Origin of the sequence: Micromonospora sp. NPDC005203, from assembly GCF_042872705.1 — a bacterium.
GTDB lineage: Bacteria > Actinomycetota > Actinomycetes > Mycobacteriales > Micromonosporaceae > Micromonospora.
In genome coordinates, this window is the sequence record NZ_JBIAKV010000024.1 from 1 (window position 1) to 14,319 (window position 14,319).

10 protein-coding genes are annotated in these 14,319 nt (G+C 71.2%); 4 read left to right on the top strand and 6 right to left on the bottom strand.

Features of this window, described 5'->3' with window-relative positions:
* Positions 1-490 precede the first annotated feature (490 nt).
* A complete protein-coding gene (locus ACFYPM_RS31055; protein WP_387204595.1) occupies positions 491-2,374 on the bottom strand; it encodes a Xaa-Pro dipeptidyl-peptidase in 1,884 nt (627 codons plus the stop codon).
* A gap of 329 nt (positions 2,375-2,703) precedes the next feature.
* Between ACFYPM_RS31055 and ACFYPM_RS31060 the strand changes: the two genes are divergently transcribed.
* On the top strand, positions 2,704-6,054 hold the full coding sequence (locus ACFYPM_RS31060; protein ID WP_387204598.1) for a S8 family peptidase: 3,351 nt from the start codon (positions 2,704-2,706) through the stop codon (positions 6,052-6,054).
* 141 nt (positions 6,055-6,195) lie between these two features.
* Positions 6,196-6,852, top strand: coding sequence for a DUF998 domain-containing protein (locus ACFYPM_RS31065; protein ID WP_387204601.1), 657 nt, complete (start codon positions 6,196-6,198; stop codon positions 6,850-6,852).
* A 4-nt stretch (positions 6,853-6,856) separates the two neighbouring features.
* Here ACFYPM_RS31065 and ACFYPM_RS31070 read toward each other — a convergent pair whose 3' ends face one another.
* The 4 genes from ACFYPM_RS31070 to ACFYPM_RS31085 all read right to left on the bottom strand — a co-directional run bounded on the left by ACFYPM_RS31070 (position 6,857) and on the right by ACFYPM_RS31085 (position 9,584).
* Positions 6,857-7,357, bottom strand: a complete 501-nt coding sequence (locus ACFYPM_RS31070) for a DUF2231 domain-containing protein (protein WP_387204604.1) — start codon at positions 7,355-7,357, stop codon at positions 6,857-6,859.
* A gap of 85 nt (positions 7,358-7,442) precedes the next feature.
* A complete protein-coding gene (locus ACFYPM_RS31075) occupies positions 7,443-7,607 on the bottom strand; it encodes a hypothetical protein (RefSeq protein ID WP_387204607.1) in 165 nt (54 codons plus the stop codon).
* A gap of 32 nt (positions 7,608-7,639) precedes the next feature.
* Entirely contained in the window at positions 7,640-8,680 is a 1,041-nt protein-coding gene (locus tag ACFYPM_RS31080; protein WP_387204610.1) for an SEC-C metal-binding domain-containing protein, read from the bottom strand.
* A 73-nt stretch (positions 8,681-8,753) separates the two neighbouring features.
* Complete coding sequence (locus tag ACFYPM_RS31085; RefSeq protein WP_387204613.1) at positions 8,754-9,584, bottom strand: NAD(P)H-binding protein; 831 nt, start codon at positions 9,582-9,584, stop codon at positions 8,754-8,756.
* Positions 9,585-9,687: 103 nt separating this feature from the next.
* On the opposite strand from ACFYPM_RS31085, the gene ACFYPM_RS31090 reads away from it, so the two are divergent.
* Complete coding sequence (locus ACFYPM_RS31090) at positions 9,688-10,614, top strand: AraC family transcriptional regulator (protein ID WP_387204616.1); 927 nt, start codon at positions 9,688-9,690, stop codon at positions 10,612-10,614.
* A gap of 79 nt (positions 10,615-10,693) precedes the next feature.
* On the top strand, positions 10,694-12,763 hold the full coding sequence (locus ACFYPM_RS31095; RefSeq protein ID WP_387204619.1) for a phosphocholine-specific phospholipase C: 2,070 nt from the start codon (positions 10,694-10,696) through the stop codon (positions 12,761-12,763).
* 306 nt (positions 12,764-13,069) lie between these two features.
* Here the strand turns inward: ACFYPM_RS31095 and ACFYPM_RS31100 are convergent, their stop codons facing one another.
* Positions 13,070-14,311: a HEAT repeat domain-containing protein gene (locus ACFYPM_RS31100; RefSeq protein WP_387204622.1), complete on the bottom strand. Its 1,242-nt coding sequence runs from the start codon at positions 14,309-14,311 to the stop codon at positions 13,070-13,072.
* Between the last annotated feature and the right edge of the window lie 8 nt (positions 14,312-14,319).

Below are 14,319 nucleotides of genomic sequence, written 5' to 3' on the forward strand. Positions count from 1 at the left end.
GGGGGTGGCGCATGCGGCCTGCCCGGGGGTTGGCCGGTGGTGGTGCTCGGCCGTGCGGGGGATGTAACCGGGGCGGCCCGCCGGATGTTCCCGGCGGCTGCCTCCGGTGGGAGGGGCCGGCGGCGGTTCCTGCGGCCGGCGCACCACGACCCGGACTGTTGCGGTGGTCTGCCAGGTATAACGACCCGGCCCGGCCGCCGATTCCGCCGCCGGGGTGGCCCCGATCACCCGACACCAACCACCAAACCGAAAGAAAACGCCCACTCCGCCCATCCGACGATACGGACACCGCGGACGAGGCGGGGTGATCGACTCGGGTTCCTGAAAGTCGCGGTGTCCGGGCGCCGGGAACACCCCGACATCATGGAAGCCGAGTGGATCAGGAGGGTCCGCGCCTATCCCGCCGCCGGAGGGCAGGCGGAGCGGTCGCGACGTGCGGGTGGGGCAGCCCGAACGCTTCGGACCGCCCCACCTGGATGCGAGGACGGGATCAGAACCCCAGGACGTTCCGCCCGCCGACCACCGGCAGCCGAAGTTCGCTGTCGTTCGCTGCGACCCGCAGTTTGGTGCCACCCAACGGCAGCAGGGTGTACTCCTGGTCGCTGGAGAAGACGACCACACCGATCCGATGCCCGGCCGGGAAGACGTAGTCCTTCGGCTCCAGGGTCCACCGGTAGTCGTACAGCTTGCCCTGCTTGACCGGCTCGGTGCGGGCGGCGTTCTTGCGGTTCTGCGGGTCCATCCAACCTCGCGTCACCACGGTCGGCGCGGCGGTCGACCCGGCGGGGCCGTAGTCGACCAGGTACGCGGTGAGGTTCGCGTCCGGCTTGTTGTCGATCGCCATCCGCAGCCGCATCTCCGGACGTCCGGAGATGCGGACGTCCTGCGTCAGTGCGGGGGAGCGGTAGGCGAGCCGGTTCGCGCTCGCCGTGTCGGGGTTGGCGACCAGCGTGTCCGGGTGGATGGTGCGGCCCTCGTCGACGAAGCTCTGCTCGATTGTGGCCTTCGGTGGCTTGCCCGTGGTGAGCGCGCCCGGGGCGGTGGCGTCGGCGGCGGCGAACCGCAACCCGACCGCACGCGCGGCCGGGTCGGGCCAGTTGGCGTACGTGGTGTAGGCGCGGTCCTCGCGCTGGAGCACCGCGGTCGGCTCGTCCATGATGCCGTTGCGCACGTTCCACAGCCAGAAGTCGAACCAGCGGTTCTCGGTCTGCTTGTAGGTCCACGTCTGCCCGCTCGGCAGGGTCACCGACGCGCTGCTGCCCGGCCCGCCGTGCCCGCCCTGGTGCAGCCAGATCTTGCGCGGCACCTCGCGCTTGGCGAGCTGGTCCCACCAGCCGGCGAAGTGTTCGGTCTTGACGTTCCAGTCGTTGAGGCCGTGCACGACGAAGACGCTGGCCTTGACGTTACGGGCGTCGAGATAGTCGCGGTCGCGCCAGAACGTCGAGTAGTCGCCGGTGACCCGGTCCTGCTCCGCGGTGATGGTGGCCAGTTCGTCCGCGCAGGGCCCCTCGGCTCGGGCCTGCCCGGCGGTGTACTGGGCGAGGATGTCGAGGTCCTCACCCTGGAACGTCCCGGGAGCGACGACCAGACCGTTGGCCCGGTAGTAGTCGTACCAGCTGCTGATGGCGGAGACCGGCACGATGGTCTTGAGTCCCTTGACCCCGGTGGTGGCCACCTGGTTGGGCAAAGTCCCGTTGTAGGAGACGCCGGTCATGCCGACCGCCCCGGTGGTCCAGCCGGCGGTGATCGGGGCGCCGTTCGCGTCGTACCCCAACGCCTGGCCGTTGAGCCAGTCGATGACCGCCTTGGTGCCGAGCGTCTCGGCCTGGTCGCCGCTGGTGGGGCAGCCGTCGGAGTCGCCGGTGCCGACGCTCTGACCGAGCACCACCGCATAGCCGCGGGGCACGTAGTAGTCGTCCAGCGAGCCGGGCAGGTTGGCCTTCGCCTGGGCGCGCTGGGTGCCCGCGCCGAGCGCCCGCCGCCCGGACCGGTCGGCCAGACCGTTCTGCGGCAGGTCGTCGACCAGCACGCTCGGGTACGGCACGTCGCCCCAGGTGCCCTTGCGGTACGGGCTGTGCTCGAAGATGACCGGCACCTTGAAGCCCTGCGTGCCGGTCTCCCGGGGGCGGGAGATGTCGATTGCCACCCGGTCGAGCCGACCGTCGTGATCGGTGTCGACAGGGGTCTGGACGAACACCCGCTCCTCGATCGCGTCGGCGAGCGAGAACACCGGTTGGGTCATGCCGTCGCTGACCACGATGCCGGTGGGCGTGGTGGTCGTGGGCGGGGCCGCGGTCGCGGTGGCGGCTGCGGTCAGGACCAGTGCGCCGGACACGCCGACGCTCAGTAGTGCCAGATGGCGGGGTCGACGCATGCGCGTCTCCCTTCGGTTGGGCTGGGTGCCGGGTCTCGGCAGGGAGCTGTCTCGAAGATCCATTCGTGGCCATGCTAGGTCCGGGCCCGGGTCCCGTCGATGCCTTCGGAGGGGGATGTGCGCTCTATTCACAATGTGCAGTTCTGGACGAGGTGGGCGGCAATCGAAACGTCATCGAACCGAGCCGGACGCTGACACGCTGCGGAAATCCGGGTCCCACCAGCGGAAAACCTGTCGTCGGAAACCTCTGAAGATCACCTACATGTGCATATGATCTTGCGGGAAGTCGCCCGAAGAGGCGCTTTCGTCCACATTAGACGAGGAGCAGCATGCTCAGGACAACACGGTGGCTGTTGGCCGTCGCCGTCACGGCCACGACGCTTACCGCCCTACCGGGCGGCACGGCCACGGCGGGACCCAGCGGCATCGGCCGGACCGGCGCACCCGCCACCTCGATCGACGGCAGGACCCACACCGTCACCCTGCTGACCGGGGACGTGGTGACCGTCCGCAGCAATGCCTCGGGATGCCCGCAGGCCACGGTCCGACCGGCCGACGAGAACGCGGTGATCCGCCAGACCTGTGGCCCCGACGGTCACCTGCACGTCATCCCCGCCCGCGTCGCGTCCCAGATCGGCGCGGTCCTCGACCCCGACCTCTTCGACGTCACCACGCTGGTCGCCGACGGGTACGACGACGACAACACCACGGAGCTGCCGCTCATCGTGCAGCCCGCCACCGCGTCCGCCCGGGTCGCCGCGCTCGGTGACGTACTGCCGCTGCCCAGCATCGGCGCGGTGGCCGGCCGCGTACCCAAGAAGAGCCCGGCCACCGCGAAGCTGGCGACCAACTCGCTGCTCGCCGGCGCGAAGAAGGTCTGGCTCGACCGCAAGGTCCGCGCGACCGCGCTGACCGGCGGTGGACAGCAGCGGGACCTCGACCGCAACCTGGGACAGATCGCCGCACCCGAGGCCTGGAAGTCCGGCTACACCGGTGCCGGCGTCCGGGTCGCGGTGCTCGACACCGGTGCCGACTTCACCCACCCGGACCTGGTCGGCCGGGTCACCGACCGGTCCGACTTCACCGCCGAGGGCGGTGACGCCGTCGACCACAACGGCCACGGTACGCACGTCGCGTCGACGATCGCGGGCACCGGCGCGGCCGCACCCGGGCAGCGTCGCGGCGTGGCGCCGGACGCCAAGCTGGTGATCGGCAAGGTCCTCGACGACCGCGGCTCGGGCGAGGACTCCGGGATCATCGCGGGCATGGAGTGGGCCGCCGCCCGGGCCGACGTCATCAACATGAGCCTCGGCGGCAGCGACCCGGACGACGGCAACGACCCCCTCTCGCTCGCCGTCGACGGCCTGAGCAAGCAGACCGGTGCGCTGTTCGTCATCGCCGCCGGCAACAGCGGCGGGGCCATCTCCTCGCCCGGCTCGGCCGCCAGCGCCCTGACCGTCGGCGCTGTGGACCGCAACGACGAGCTCGCCGACTTCTCCAGCCGGGGGCCGCTGGTCATGAGCAACGTGGCCAAGCCCGAGCTGGTCGCGCCCGGTGTCGACATCGTCGCCGCGCGCGCCGCCGGCACCAACCTCCAGGACCCGATCGACAAGCACTACGAGGCGATCAGCGGCACCTCGATGGCCAGCCCACACGTCGCGGGCGCCGCCGCGCTGCTCGCCCAGCGGCATCCGGACTGGACCGGTGCGCAGCTCAAGGCAGCCCTGGTCGGCGCCGCCGACCCGCTGACCGGCATCGACGCGTACGCCGTCGGCGCCGGCCGGCTCAACGCGGTCCGCGCCCTCGGTGGCCCGACCAGCAACCAGCCGGTGGTCAATCTCGGCACGTTCGCGTACCCGCAGTCCGGGACCAGCGAGGCGACGCTGAGCTGGACCGGCGCGGCCACCCCGGCGACGACGGTCCTCGACCTCGACGTGGCGGTCGTCAACCACGACGGCCAGCCGGTGCCGCGCGGCGCGGCGTCGCTGTCGACGAACCGGGTGACTGTCAAGCGTGGCAGCACCGCCGGGGCGACCCTGCGGGTCAACCGCGCGGCGCTGGCCACCCGGCCGGGCTTCTACCTCGCCACCGTCACCGCCCGCACCGGCCGCACGGTGGTCGCGACCACGCCGGTGAGCTTCTACGTCGAGCCGCCCAGCTATGACCTCACGATCCACACCAAGCCGTTGTCCGGTCTGAAGGACGGCGCGGAGAGCTGGATCAACCTCGCGATCACCAACCTCACCGACCCGGTGATCTACTACGGCGGGGCGGGCGGTGCGCCCGGCGACGACTTCACGCTGCGGGTACCGGCCGGCCGGTACTCGATGCTCGGCGCCTCGGTCGCCTACTACGTCGACAGCGACGTGCTGGAGACGACGCTCGTCGGCGAGACCGACCTGAACGTGACCGGCAACCGGAGCGTGACGCTCGACCCGGCGCGCGCCAAGCCGGTGACGGCCACCGTCGACAGCGTCGCCACCAAGGCCACCAAGATCGATCTCACGAACGTGCAGACCGCGGCGAACGGGCTGTCCGTGTGGAACCAGATCAGCGGGTACGGAACCGCGACCGCCGTCCGCGCCTCCGCCCTGCCGAAGCCCGGTGTCGGATCGCTGCGCAGCTGGGCCGCTGTCAACCTCGACGCACCGGCCGGCACGGCCAAGCCGTACCGCTACAACCTGGTGCACGAGTACCCGTTCGGCGTACCGGCCGATCCCGCGTTCCGGGTGAACGCGGCGGAGCAGGCGAAACTCGCCCGGATCGAGGAACGGTTCCACCAGGCGGACTCGGAGGGGATGTCGACCCAGCTGATCCGCACCGGCTTCACTCCGGACGGGGTGTGGGTGACGGAGACCCACGAGGGCAACCTGCCGCCGTACCGCACCGACTACCTGTCGCCCGGCTATCGCTGGGCCGACGAGGGCGTCTACGGCGGCCTGTCGGCCCAGGAGGCACCCCGCAGCTACCAGCCGGGCAGCCGGCAGGCCAAGGTCTGGGCGCGGCAGCCGCTGCACTCCGGCTGGTACGACGACCCGGCCGGCGTCGGCCACAGCTGCGCCACCGCGCCGTCGCGGACCCGGGGCAACCTGCACATCGACCTGGTGACCCTCACCGACGAGCACCAGCGGGCCGACTGCCTCCAGGGCGACTCGATCGGCGTGAACCGCAAGCTCTCGTTGTACCGCGACGGCAAGCTCGTCGACGAGCGGAACAGGCCGCTCGCCGACTTCACCGTGCCGCAGCGGATGGCGGACTACCGATTGAACCTCGACGTCGACACGAGCCTGATCCTGCCGATCTCGACGAAGGTCAGCACCTCTTGGACGTTCCGGTCCGCCGGGCCGGACGGGACGGGGAGCGTGCCGTTGCCACTGCTCGCGCTGGACTACGCCCTGCCCATGGACACCACCAACCACGTCACCGGCGCGACTGCCGAGTTGGCCGTCCGGCAGGCGCACGGCGTGAAGGCGCAGAAGGTGACGTCGTTGCAGGTCTGGACCTCGACGGACGACGGCGTCACCTGGACGTCGGCCCGGGTCACCGCGAGCGGCGACAGTTACCGGGTCGCCCTGCCGAAGGCCAGTGCAGGGCAGGCCGTCTCGCTGCGCGTGAAGGCCGCCGCGAACGGAGGTAGCGGCATCGACCAGACCATCATCCGGGCGTACCACGCCGGCTGACGGTCACCGCTGCTGGTGCGGCCCGAGCTTACGACCGGGCCGCACCAGCACCCCGCCGGATTCACCGCCGGGCGGTGTCGATCCGCAGTGGCCTCGTTCGTCGTGACGGTGAAACGTGACGCCGATCCGAGAGGCACGCCCATGACGTCCCGGACGATCGTCCCCGAGACCCGTCTTCGTCCAACCCGGCTCCTGCTGGGCTGCGGCACGATCGCCGGCGTTCTCTTCCCCGCCCTGTCGTTCGGGCAGGCGTTCACCCGATCCGGGTTCGATCTGCGCCGGCACGCGCTGAGCGCGCTCACCCTCGGTGACCTCGGCTGGTTGCAGGTCATCGCGTTCGCCGGCACCGGCGTGCTGGCCGTCGCCTTCGCGGTGGGCCTGTGGCGGGCACTGCGCCCGGGTCGGGCCGGGACGGTGGTGCCGGTGCTGGTCGGCGTCTACGGGGTGGCGATGGTCGGCGGCGGATTCTTCGTCCCCGATCCCGCGCTCGGCTGGCCGCCCGGCGCCCCGAGCGGGCTGCCCGAGCAGACCAGCACGGGCAGCATCCTGCACACGGTGTGCGGTGCGGCCGCGTTCCTGTCGCTCATCGGGGCCGGGCTGCTGATCGCCCGACGCTTCGCCGGCCAGGGCCACCGGGGATGGGCGCTCTCCAGCGCGGCCAGCGGTGTCGTCGCGTTCGTGCTCACCGCCCTGCCCTGGAGCGAGGAGAGTGCGAGCCTCCGCTTCGCCGTCGGAGCGGTGCTCATCTCCGGCTGGCTCGTCGCGGTGTCCGTGCGGGTACGCGACGAGGTGGCCTGAGGGGTCACTGTCCCTCCCAGACCGCCTTCGCGCCGGAGTCGCCGGTGCGGACCACGTAGTACACGACGATGCCGGCGGCCACCACCGACAGCACCTGCAACGCCACCGTCAGCGCGCGGCCGGGCCGCCGGTTGTCGGTGGCGCTCGCGTCGGCGGAGCGCGGCGCGACGATCCGGACCAGTGCCAGCGCCACGATCGCCAACAGGAGGGTCGCCCAGAACGTGATGTCGCCGAACTCCTGGTGCGCCTCGATCTTCGGGAGGAACTCGGGGGTGATCCGGTTGGCCTTCTGCATGCGCTCGAAGAAGGCTTCCCCGGAGAGCTTCGCCAGCAGGGCGGCGACCGGCGCACCCACGGCGAGCAGCCCCAGCACCCACCGGGTGTGCGGCCGGATGGGCGCGACGAGCGCGTAGCCGACCGTCAGGAGGGCCAGCAGCGGGACGAACACGACCGCGGCGTGCAGCACCAGAGGGTGGGCGGGGATGCCCATGAACTCCTCGAACATCGGCGTCTCCTCCGGAGGCGTCAGGTGGACGTCGATCGTCCAGAGATGGACCGTAGCGGTTCAGCGGTCGCATCGCAGTATCGGCTCAGCGCTCGCACCGCAGCACGGCCAGGTCGACAGCCTCGGCCATCGCCTGCATGCCCCTGTCGTTCGGATGGAGGTGTTCACCGCTGTCGAAGATCGAAAGAAGCGCCCGCGGGTCGTGCGGACCGCGGGTGACCTGGTCGAAGTCGACCACGGCGTCGAACACGCCGCTGAGCCGGACGACACCGATGCCCCCGGCTACCGGGAGCGCGGCAGGCAGTCCTTCTTGTACTTCAGGCCCGAGCCGCACCAGCACGCGTCGTTGCGCTCCGGCGGCCAGGCGATCCGCGCGCTGGGTCGCGCCTGCACCTCGGCCGCGTACCCCGCCCGGACCGCCGCGTCGCTCGGGTCGCCGTCTCGTCGAGCGGCGAACGCGTTCAGTCCGTCCACGGTGGCGCGGAACACGCCCAGCCCGGCCTGACCGGCGTCCCTCAGCCGGACCAGCTCCTTCTCCAGCCGGCCCCGATGCGCGTCCCAGTCCGGCCCGTACACCTCGCTCAGCGTCGCGTGCTCGGCGAGCAGCCGATCGAGCTCGGCCCGGGGCCAGAAGAGCAGGTCCGACTCCGCGTCCCGACGCTCTCCGGCCCGGCGCACCAGCTGGGACTCCAACCGGTCCGCCAGGTCGTCCTGCCGATCGTGTGGCAGGTTCAGGTTCCGGCGTACCCGGTGCCGCTGTTGCAGCAGGAAGAAGACGACACCGGGCGCGTCCGGCGGACCCAGATCGACCACCGGGTCGATGGTGGTGCTGGCCGGTCCGGACGCGGCGCTCGCGCGTTCGTTGAGCAGGGTGTCGACCGCCTCGCTCAGCCAGGTCTCGGCGGTCGCCGAACGACCGCCGGCGTCCAGCGCGGCGCTCAGGTAGGCGGGGGCGTCGGGCTGCGTGAGCAGCGACGGGCGCAGCGTGGTCAACTCCGCCATCGCCTCGTCGTCGCGACCGCCGGCCCGGAACAGCGCCCGGGCCCGCAACGCCCGGGCGGACCCGGCGCGCGGGTCGTCCCCGGACGGGTACGCCGCCAGAGCCTGCTCCGCGTAGCGCAGGGCGGCCTCGGGTCTCGCCCGGATCTCGGCGATCTCGGCGGCCAGGGTCAGGGCGTCCCCGGCGTCGTCCGGATCCTCCAGCCGACCCTGCTCCGCCGCCTCGGCGACGTCGGCGGCGACACCCAGCGGGTCGGCCGTCCCGAGCGCCGAGCGGCGCAGTTCAGCCAGGTCAGCCTTGGTGAGTACGTCTCTCGTCGGCACGATCTCACCGTACGTCGGGGTGCTCGGAGTATGCGGGCAGATCACCCGTTACCCCGCTCGCACGCTCCCGGAGCTACAACCAGGCTCCGGCCGCCGCGGCCCGAGCGGCGTAGCTGTCGAAGTCGAGCGGGTCACGTCCGAGAACCCGACGCACCCCGTCGGTCGGCTCGGCGAGATGTCCCGCCCGCATCCCCGCGAACAGGCTGTTCAGCGCCGTGGCTGCCTCCTCCGGATAACCCTCGGCGAGCAGGTCGGCCTGGTACTGCTCCGCCGTGAGCTCCACGTAGCGCATCGAACGCCCGGACGCCGTGGCGATCGTCGCCACCGCCTCGGCGAAGGTGAGCGCGCGTGGACCGGACAGGTCGTACACCTGTTCGTGGTGACCGGGTGACGTCAGGAGCGTCGCGGCCACGTCGGCGATGTCCTGGGCATCGACGAACGGTTCCGGGGTGTCGCCGATCGGCAGGGCCAGCCGACCGTCGAGCAGCGGTTGGCGAAACAGGTCCTCGCTGAAGTTCTGACTGAAGTTGTTCGGTCGGATGATCGTCCATTGGACGCCGGACGTCCGCACCGCCTCCTCCGCGGCGACCATGCCCGGGGAGAAGTCGCCCACCCGGTCGATCCCGCGCCCGGACAGCGCCACGAAACGGCCGACACCCGAGTCGACAGCCTGCGCCACGAAGCCGGCGGCCAGCGCGGGGTCCTCCGGAGCCAGCAGGTAGACCGCCGAGACCCCCTCCAGGGCCGGCCCCCAGGTGGCCTGCCGCGACCAGTCGAACCGCACCTCAGCGGAGCGGGAGGCGGCCCGGACCTGCTGACCCGCCGCCCGCAGCGTCTGCGCCAGCCGGCGACCGGTCTTACCGGTCCCGGCCAGCACGAGGATCGAAGCCGCGTCTGTCGTCATGACCACAAGTCAACCCGGCCGCCGCGCACCGGTACATGTGCTGTCGTACGCCGCGCATGTCCGATCGTCCGAGCCCCGTCGTCGGCGACCTATCGTCGATGTCATGGACCCGTTCGACAGTCTGCTGCGGGGCGTGCACGCCGAAGGTGCGGCCTTCGGCCGGTCGGTGCTGACTCCGCCGGGAGCACTGCGGTTCACCGACGGCGCCCCACTGACGCTCTGCGTTCCGATGCGCGGCGAGGGGTGGATCTCCCACCCCGAGAGCGACAAGCCCCGCCTGGTCCGGGTCGGGGAGGCCGCCACCGTGCGCGGCCCGGCGCCGTTCGTCTTCTCGGCCGAGCCACGGTCGAGCTTCGAGCCCGGTGAGCTGCGCGACGTTCGGCGCGGCCGCACCGACACGTCCGCCCAGGGCGGCACGGATCCCACCGAACGCCTGGTGCTGCTGGTCGGGGTGTACCACGTTCGGGGTCTGGTGCCCCAGCGACTGCTGAGCGCGCTACCGCCGGTGCTTGTCGTCCCGGACGACCAGGACTGTGCCGCGCTACGCGACTACCTGGACGCGCAGCTCGACGCCTGTCGGCCCGGCCGGCAGGTCGTGCTGGACCGTCTCCTGGACTGGCTGTTGGTGTGCACGGTGCGGGACTGGTTCGACCAACCGGAGGCCGAGGCTCCCGGCTGGTACCGGGCGTTGGGCGACGACACGGTCGGTCCGGTACTGCGCGCGATGCACGACGCGCCGGGCCGGCCGTGGAGCCTGGCCAGCCTCGCCGCGCAGGCGGGAGTCTCCCGGTCCACACTGGCCAGTCGGTTCACCGCACTGGTCGGCGAACCGCCGCTGACCTATCTGACCGACTGGCGCATGACCCTGGCGGCCGACATGCTTGCCGAATCCACGGCGACGGTCGCCGCCGTGGCGCGACACCTCGGGTACGCGGACGCCTTCGGCTTCAGCGCCGCCTTCAAACGGGTGCACGGGATGAGCCCGAGTGCGGCGCGGAGCCGGTCGTCGAATGGTCGTAAAACGAACTAACTACTGTCATCTGCCGTCAACCCGTCGACGATAGCGTCCGGTCGCCAGTTTCTCGACAGGTCGCACAAAAGGCGGAGTTATGGGCACGGTAGATCGACGTACCTTCCTCAAGGCGATGGGCGCTCCCGCGATCGGCGCGGCGCTCCCGCTGGACCTCAGCAAGGCGCTCGCCATCCCGGCGAACAACCGGACCGGCTCGATCAAGGACGTCGAGCACGTCATCATCCTGATGCAGGAGAACCGTTCCTTCGACCACTACTTCGGCACCATGCGCGGCGTACGCGGCTTCGGCGACCCCCATCCGGCGACACTGCCGTCCGGCAAGGACGTCTGGCACCAACCCAACGGCGACGACGAGTTGCTGCCGTTCCGCCCCGAGGTGAAGGATCTCGGTCAGACCTTCCTGCCGGACCCGCCGCACGGCTGGAACGACGGCCACGCCGCCTGGAACGACGGCCGGTTCGACGGGTGGGTGCCGAACAAGGGCGTCACGGCGATGACCTACCACACCCGCCAGGACCTGCCCTACCACTACGCGCTCGCCGACGCGTTCACCGTCTGCGACAGCTACCACTGCTCGCTGATGGGGCCGACCGACCCGAACCGCTATCACATGTGGAGCGGCTGGGTCGGCAACGACGGCAAGGACGGCGGCCCGGTCATCACCAACGCGGAGGCCGGCTACGACTGGTCGACGTACCCGGAGCGGCTGGAGCGCAACGGCATCTCCTGGAAGATCTACCAGGACGTCGGCACCGGCCTCAACGCCGGCGGGTCGTGGGGGTGGACGAACGACCCGTACATCGGCAACTACGGCGACAACTCGCTGCTCTACTTCCACCAGTACCAGAACGCGCAGCCCGGAACGCCGCTGGCCGAGAAGGCGAAGACCGGCACGGAGATCAGGACCCAGGGCCGCGACCCGGAGGCGCTGCTCGCCGACTTCCGCGCCGACGTCGAGGCGGGACGCCTGCCGGAGGTCTCCTGGATCACCGCGCCCGAGGCGTACACCGAGCACCCGAACTGGGGGCCGGCCTTCGGCGCCTGGTACATCTCGCAGGTCATCGACATCCTCGCGTCGAACCCCGAGGTGTGGAGCAAGATGGCGCTCTTCGTCACGTACGACGAGGAGGGCGGCTTCTTCGACCACGTGGTCCCGCCGACGCCCCCGCAGACCCGCGAGCACGGGCAGTCGACGGTCCCGACCACCAACGAGATCTTCCCCGGCGACGCCGACCACCCGGCCGGGCCGTACGGCCTCGGTATCCGGGTGCCGATGGTCATCGTCTCACCGTGGACGCGGGGCGGCTACGTCAACTCGCAGGTCTTCGACCACACCTCGCTGATCAAGTTCCTGGAGGCGCGGTTCGGGCACGGCCGCCCGGACCTGATCGAGCAGAACATCACCCCGTGGCGGCGCGCCGTCGTCGGTGACCTGACCACGGCCTTCGACTTCCGGCACCCGAACCGCTCGCGCGAGGTCAGGTTGCCCGACACCGACGACTTCAAGCCCGAGGAGCTGATCCGGCACCCCGACGAGGTGCCGGTCCCGCCGGCCGACCAGCGGCTACCGAAGCAGGAGCACGGAGTACGTCCGGCGCGCGCGATCCCGTACACCCTGCACGCCGACGCCCGGGTCGACGACGGCGCGCTCCGGATCGACTTCCGCAACGCAGGCAAGGTCGCCGCGGTCTTCCAGGTCCGCCAGGCCGGCAGCGCGGACGCCCCGCGCAGCTACACCGTCGAGCCGGGCAAGCACCTGACCGACACCTGGCCGGTCGAGTCGTCCTACGACCTGTCGGTGCACGGCCCGAACGGGTTCTTCCGCCGGTTCACCGACGGCCGGTCCCGCCTCGACGTCACCCCCGCCTACGACGAGCGTGACTACAAGCTCGCCCTCACGCTCAAGAACCGCGGGTCGCGGCGGGTCGAGGTGACCGTCCGGGACGGGTACAACTCCCGCCCGGTGAAGCTGTCCCTGCGCCCCGGCGAGACCGAACGCGCGACGTGGGCGCTCGCCCGCACCCACGGCTGGTACGACCTGACGGTTTCCGTCGTCGGTGACGTCGAATTCGCGTACCGCTGCGCGGGTCATGTCGAGAACGGCACGGACAGCATCAGCGACCCGGCGCTCGGCGGGCTCGTCTAGGTGAGATCGTCGCCCGGGTCGTAGCCGGCCCGGGCGATGGACCTCGGCCCCCGACTGTCGGCCCGCCGCCTCGTTGTCGTCCCAATGGGTGGCTGTCGGCCCGCCGCTTCGCTGCGCGACCCGGACGATCGCTGGTTGGCGGCGGATGTCTCGTTGAGCCTGATGGCTCACAGGCACAAATATTCGTTCGAGTCACAACGGTCGACGCGCCGCCGGTCCGTCGGGAGGTGACGCTCCCTGGCGGCCACGACAGGCCGCCCATGCGCGGCCGTGAACCACGACAACCGGCAACCGGAAACTGGCGGGCTACGGAACGCGTCCGAGGTACGTCAGCATCGCCTCGCGGCTTCTCGGCAGGCCGTAATGTCCGACGAGCATTGTCACATTGCCGAACTCCTGCCCGTCGATCAGCCACGGCTCGGTCGACCGGCCCAACACCTCGGCGAGTCGTCGCTGCCGGGTCGGCAACGCCGCTACCGGCGTCCCTGCCGCCTTCGGACCGTCCGGGAACGCGAGGCGCAGTGCCACACCCAACACCGTCAACGATTGCTCGCCGGTGACGGTGGGCAGCCGGTCGAGCAGCGCGTCGAGGGCGCGGTCCTCGTGCTGCGGGCCGAGCTGCCGCAGGGCGAGCGCGGTGTAGCGGCCGCGATCACCGTCGAGGAACGGCACCCACTCGTCCTCGACCGGCCCGGTGCCGGCGTCGTCGGGTAGCGCTGACACCCAGTTCAACAGCTCCTCGACCGTCGCCCGGTCGGCCACGGTGCCGAGGACGCGGGCCCGACCGATCGCGGCGGCCCAACGAATAACCGGGCGCGGATCGGCCAACCAGCGGACGTCTGGCGCGGCACCCAGCAGCCCCGAGGCCACCAACATGGTGGCCAACTCGCCGGGGGTCGACCCGACGCCCGGCTCCGCAGCGGCGTCGACCGCGCCGGCCAGCGCTGACACACTGCCGTCGGCCTCCTGCGAAAACCAGGCGAGGGCGTACGCCGCGGCTCTGCGCACGCGTGGATGCGAGTGCGTCAGCAGGGTGCGCAACAGCGGAACCCCGGCGCGCACCGCATCGTAGGTCGCCACCTCGACGTACGCCCTCAGCCGACCGCGCTCCGCCGCGGACAGGGACTCGACGTACGTGTATTCGACGTACTCCTTCTTCGACTTGTCCGTGCCGGTCCACGGTGGCGGTTTGGCGGCGAGCAGCTCCCGTCCGCCCTCGGCGGCCCGCCGGTACTCGGCCACCGGAAAGCCTTCCGGCAGGAAACGCTCGCCGTACCCGACGGCCAGGGCGCTCAGTAGCCCGAGCACCGCCGCCGGGTCCGGGGTGGCCGGATCGGCGAGCAGTTCCAGCAGGAACGGCACGGCGTACGCGCTCGCCTCGAACCGGCTGCCCTGGTGGAAGACATTCGTGTAGAGGTCGACCAGGGCCTCGCCCCGGGTGGTCGGATCAGGCGAGAGCAGCCCGCGCAGTTGATCGGGTACGTCGTCGGCCGCCCCGTAGGCGTGACTCAGCTGCGCCCAATCGATGTCGTCAAGTCCGTCGAGCATGCGCCATG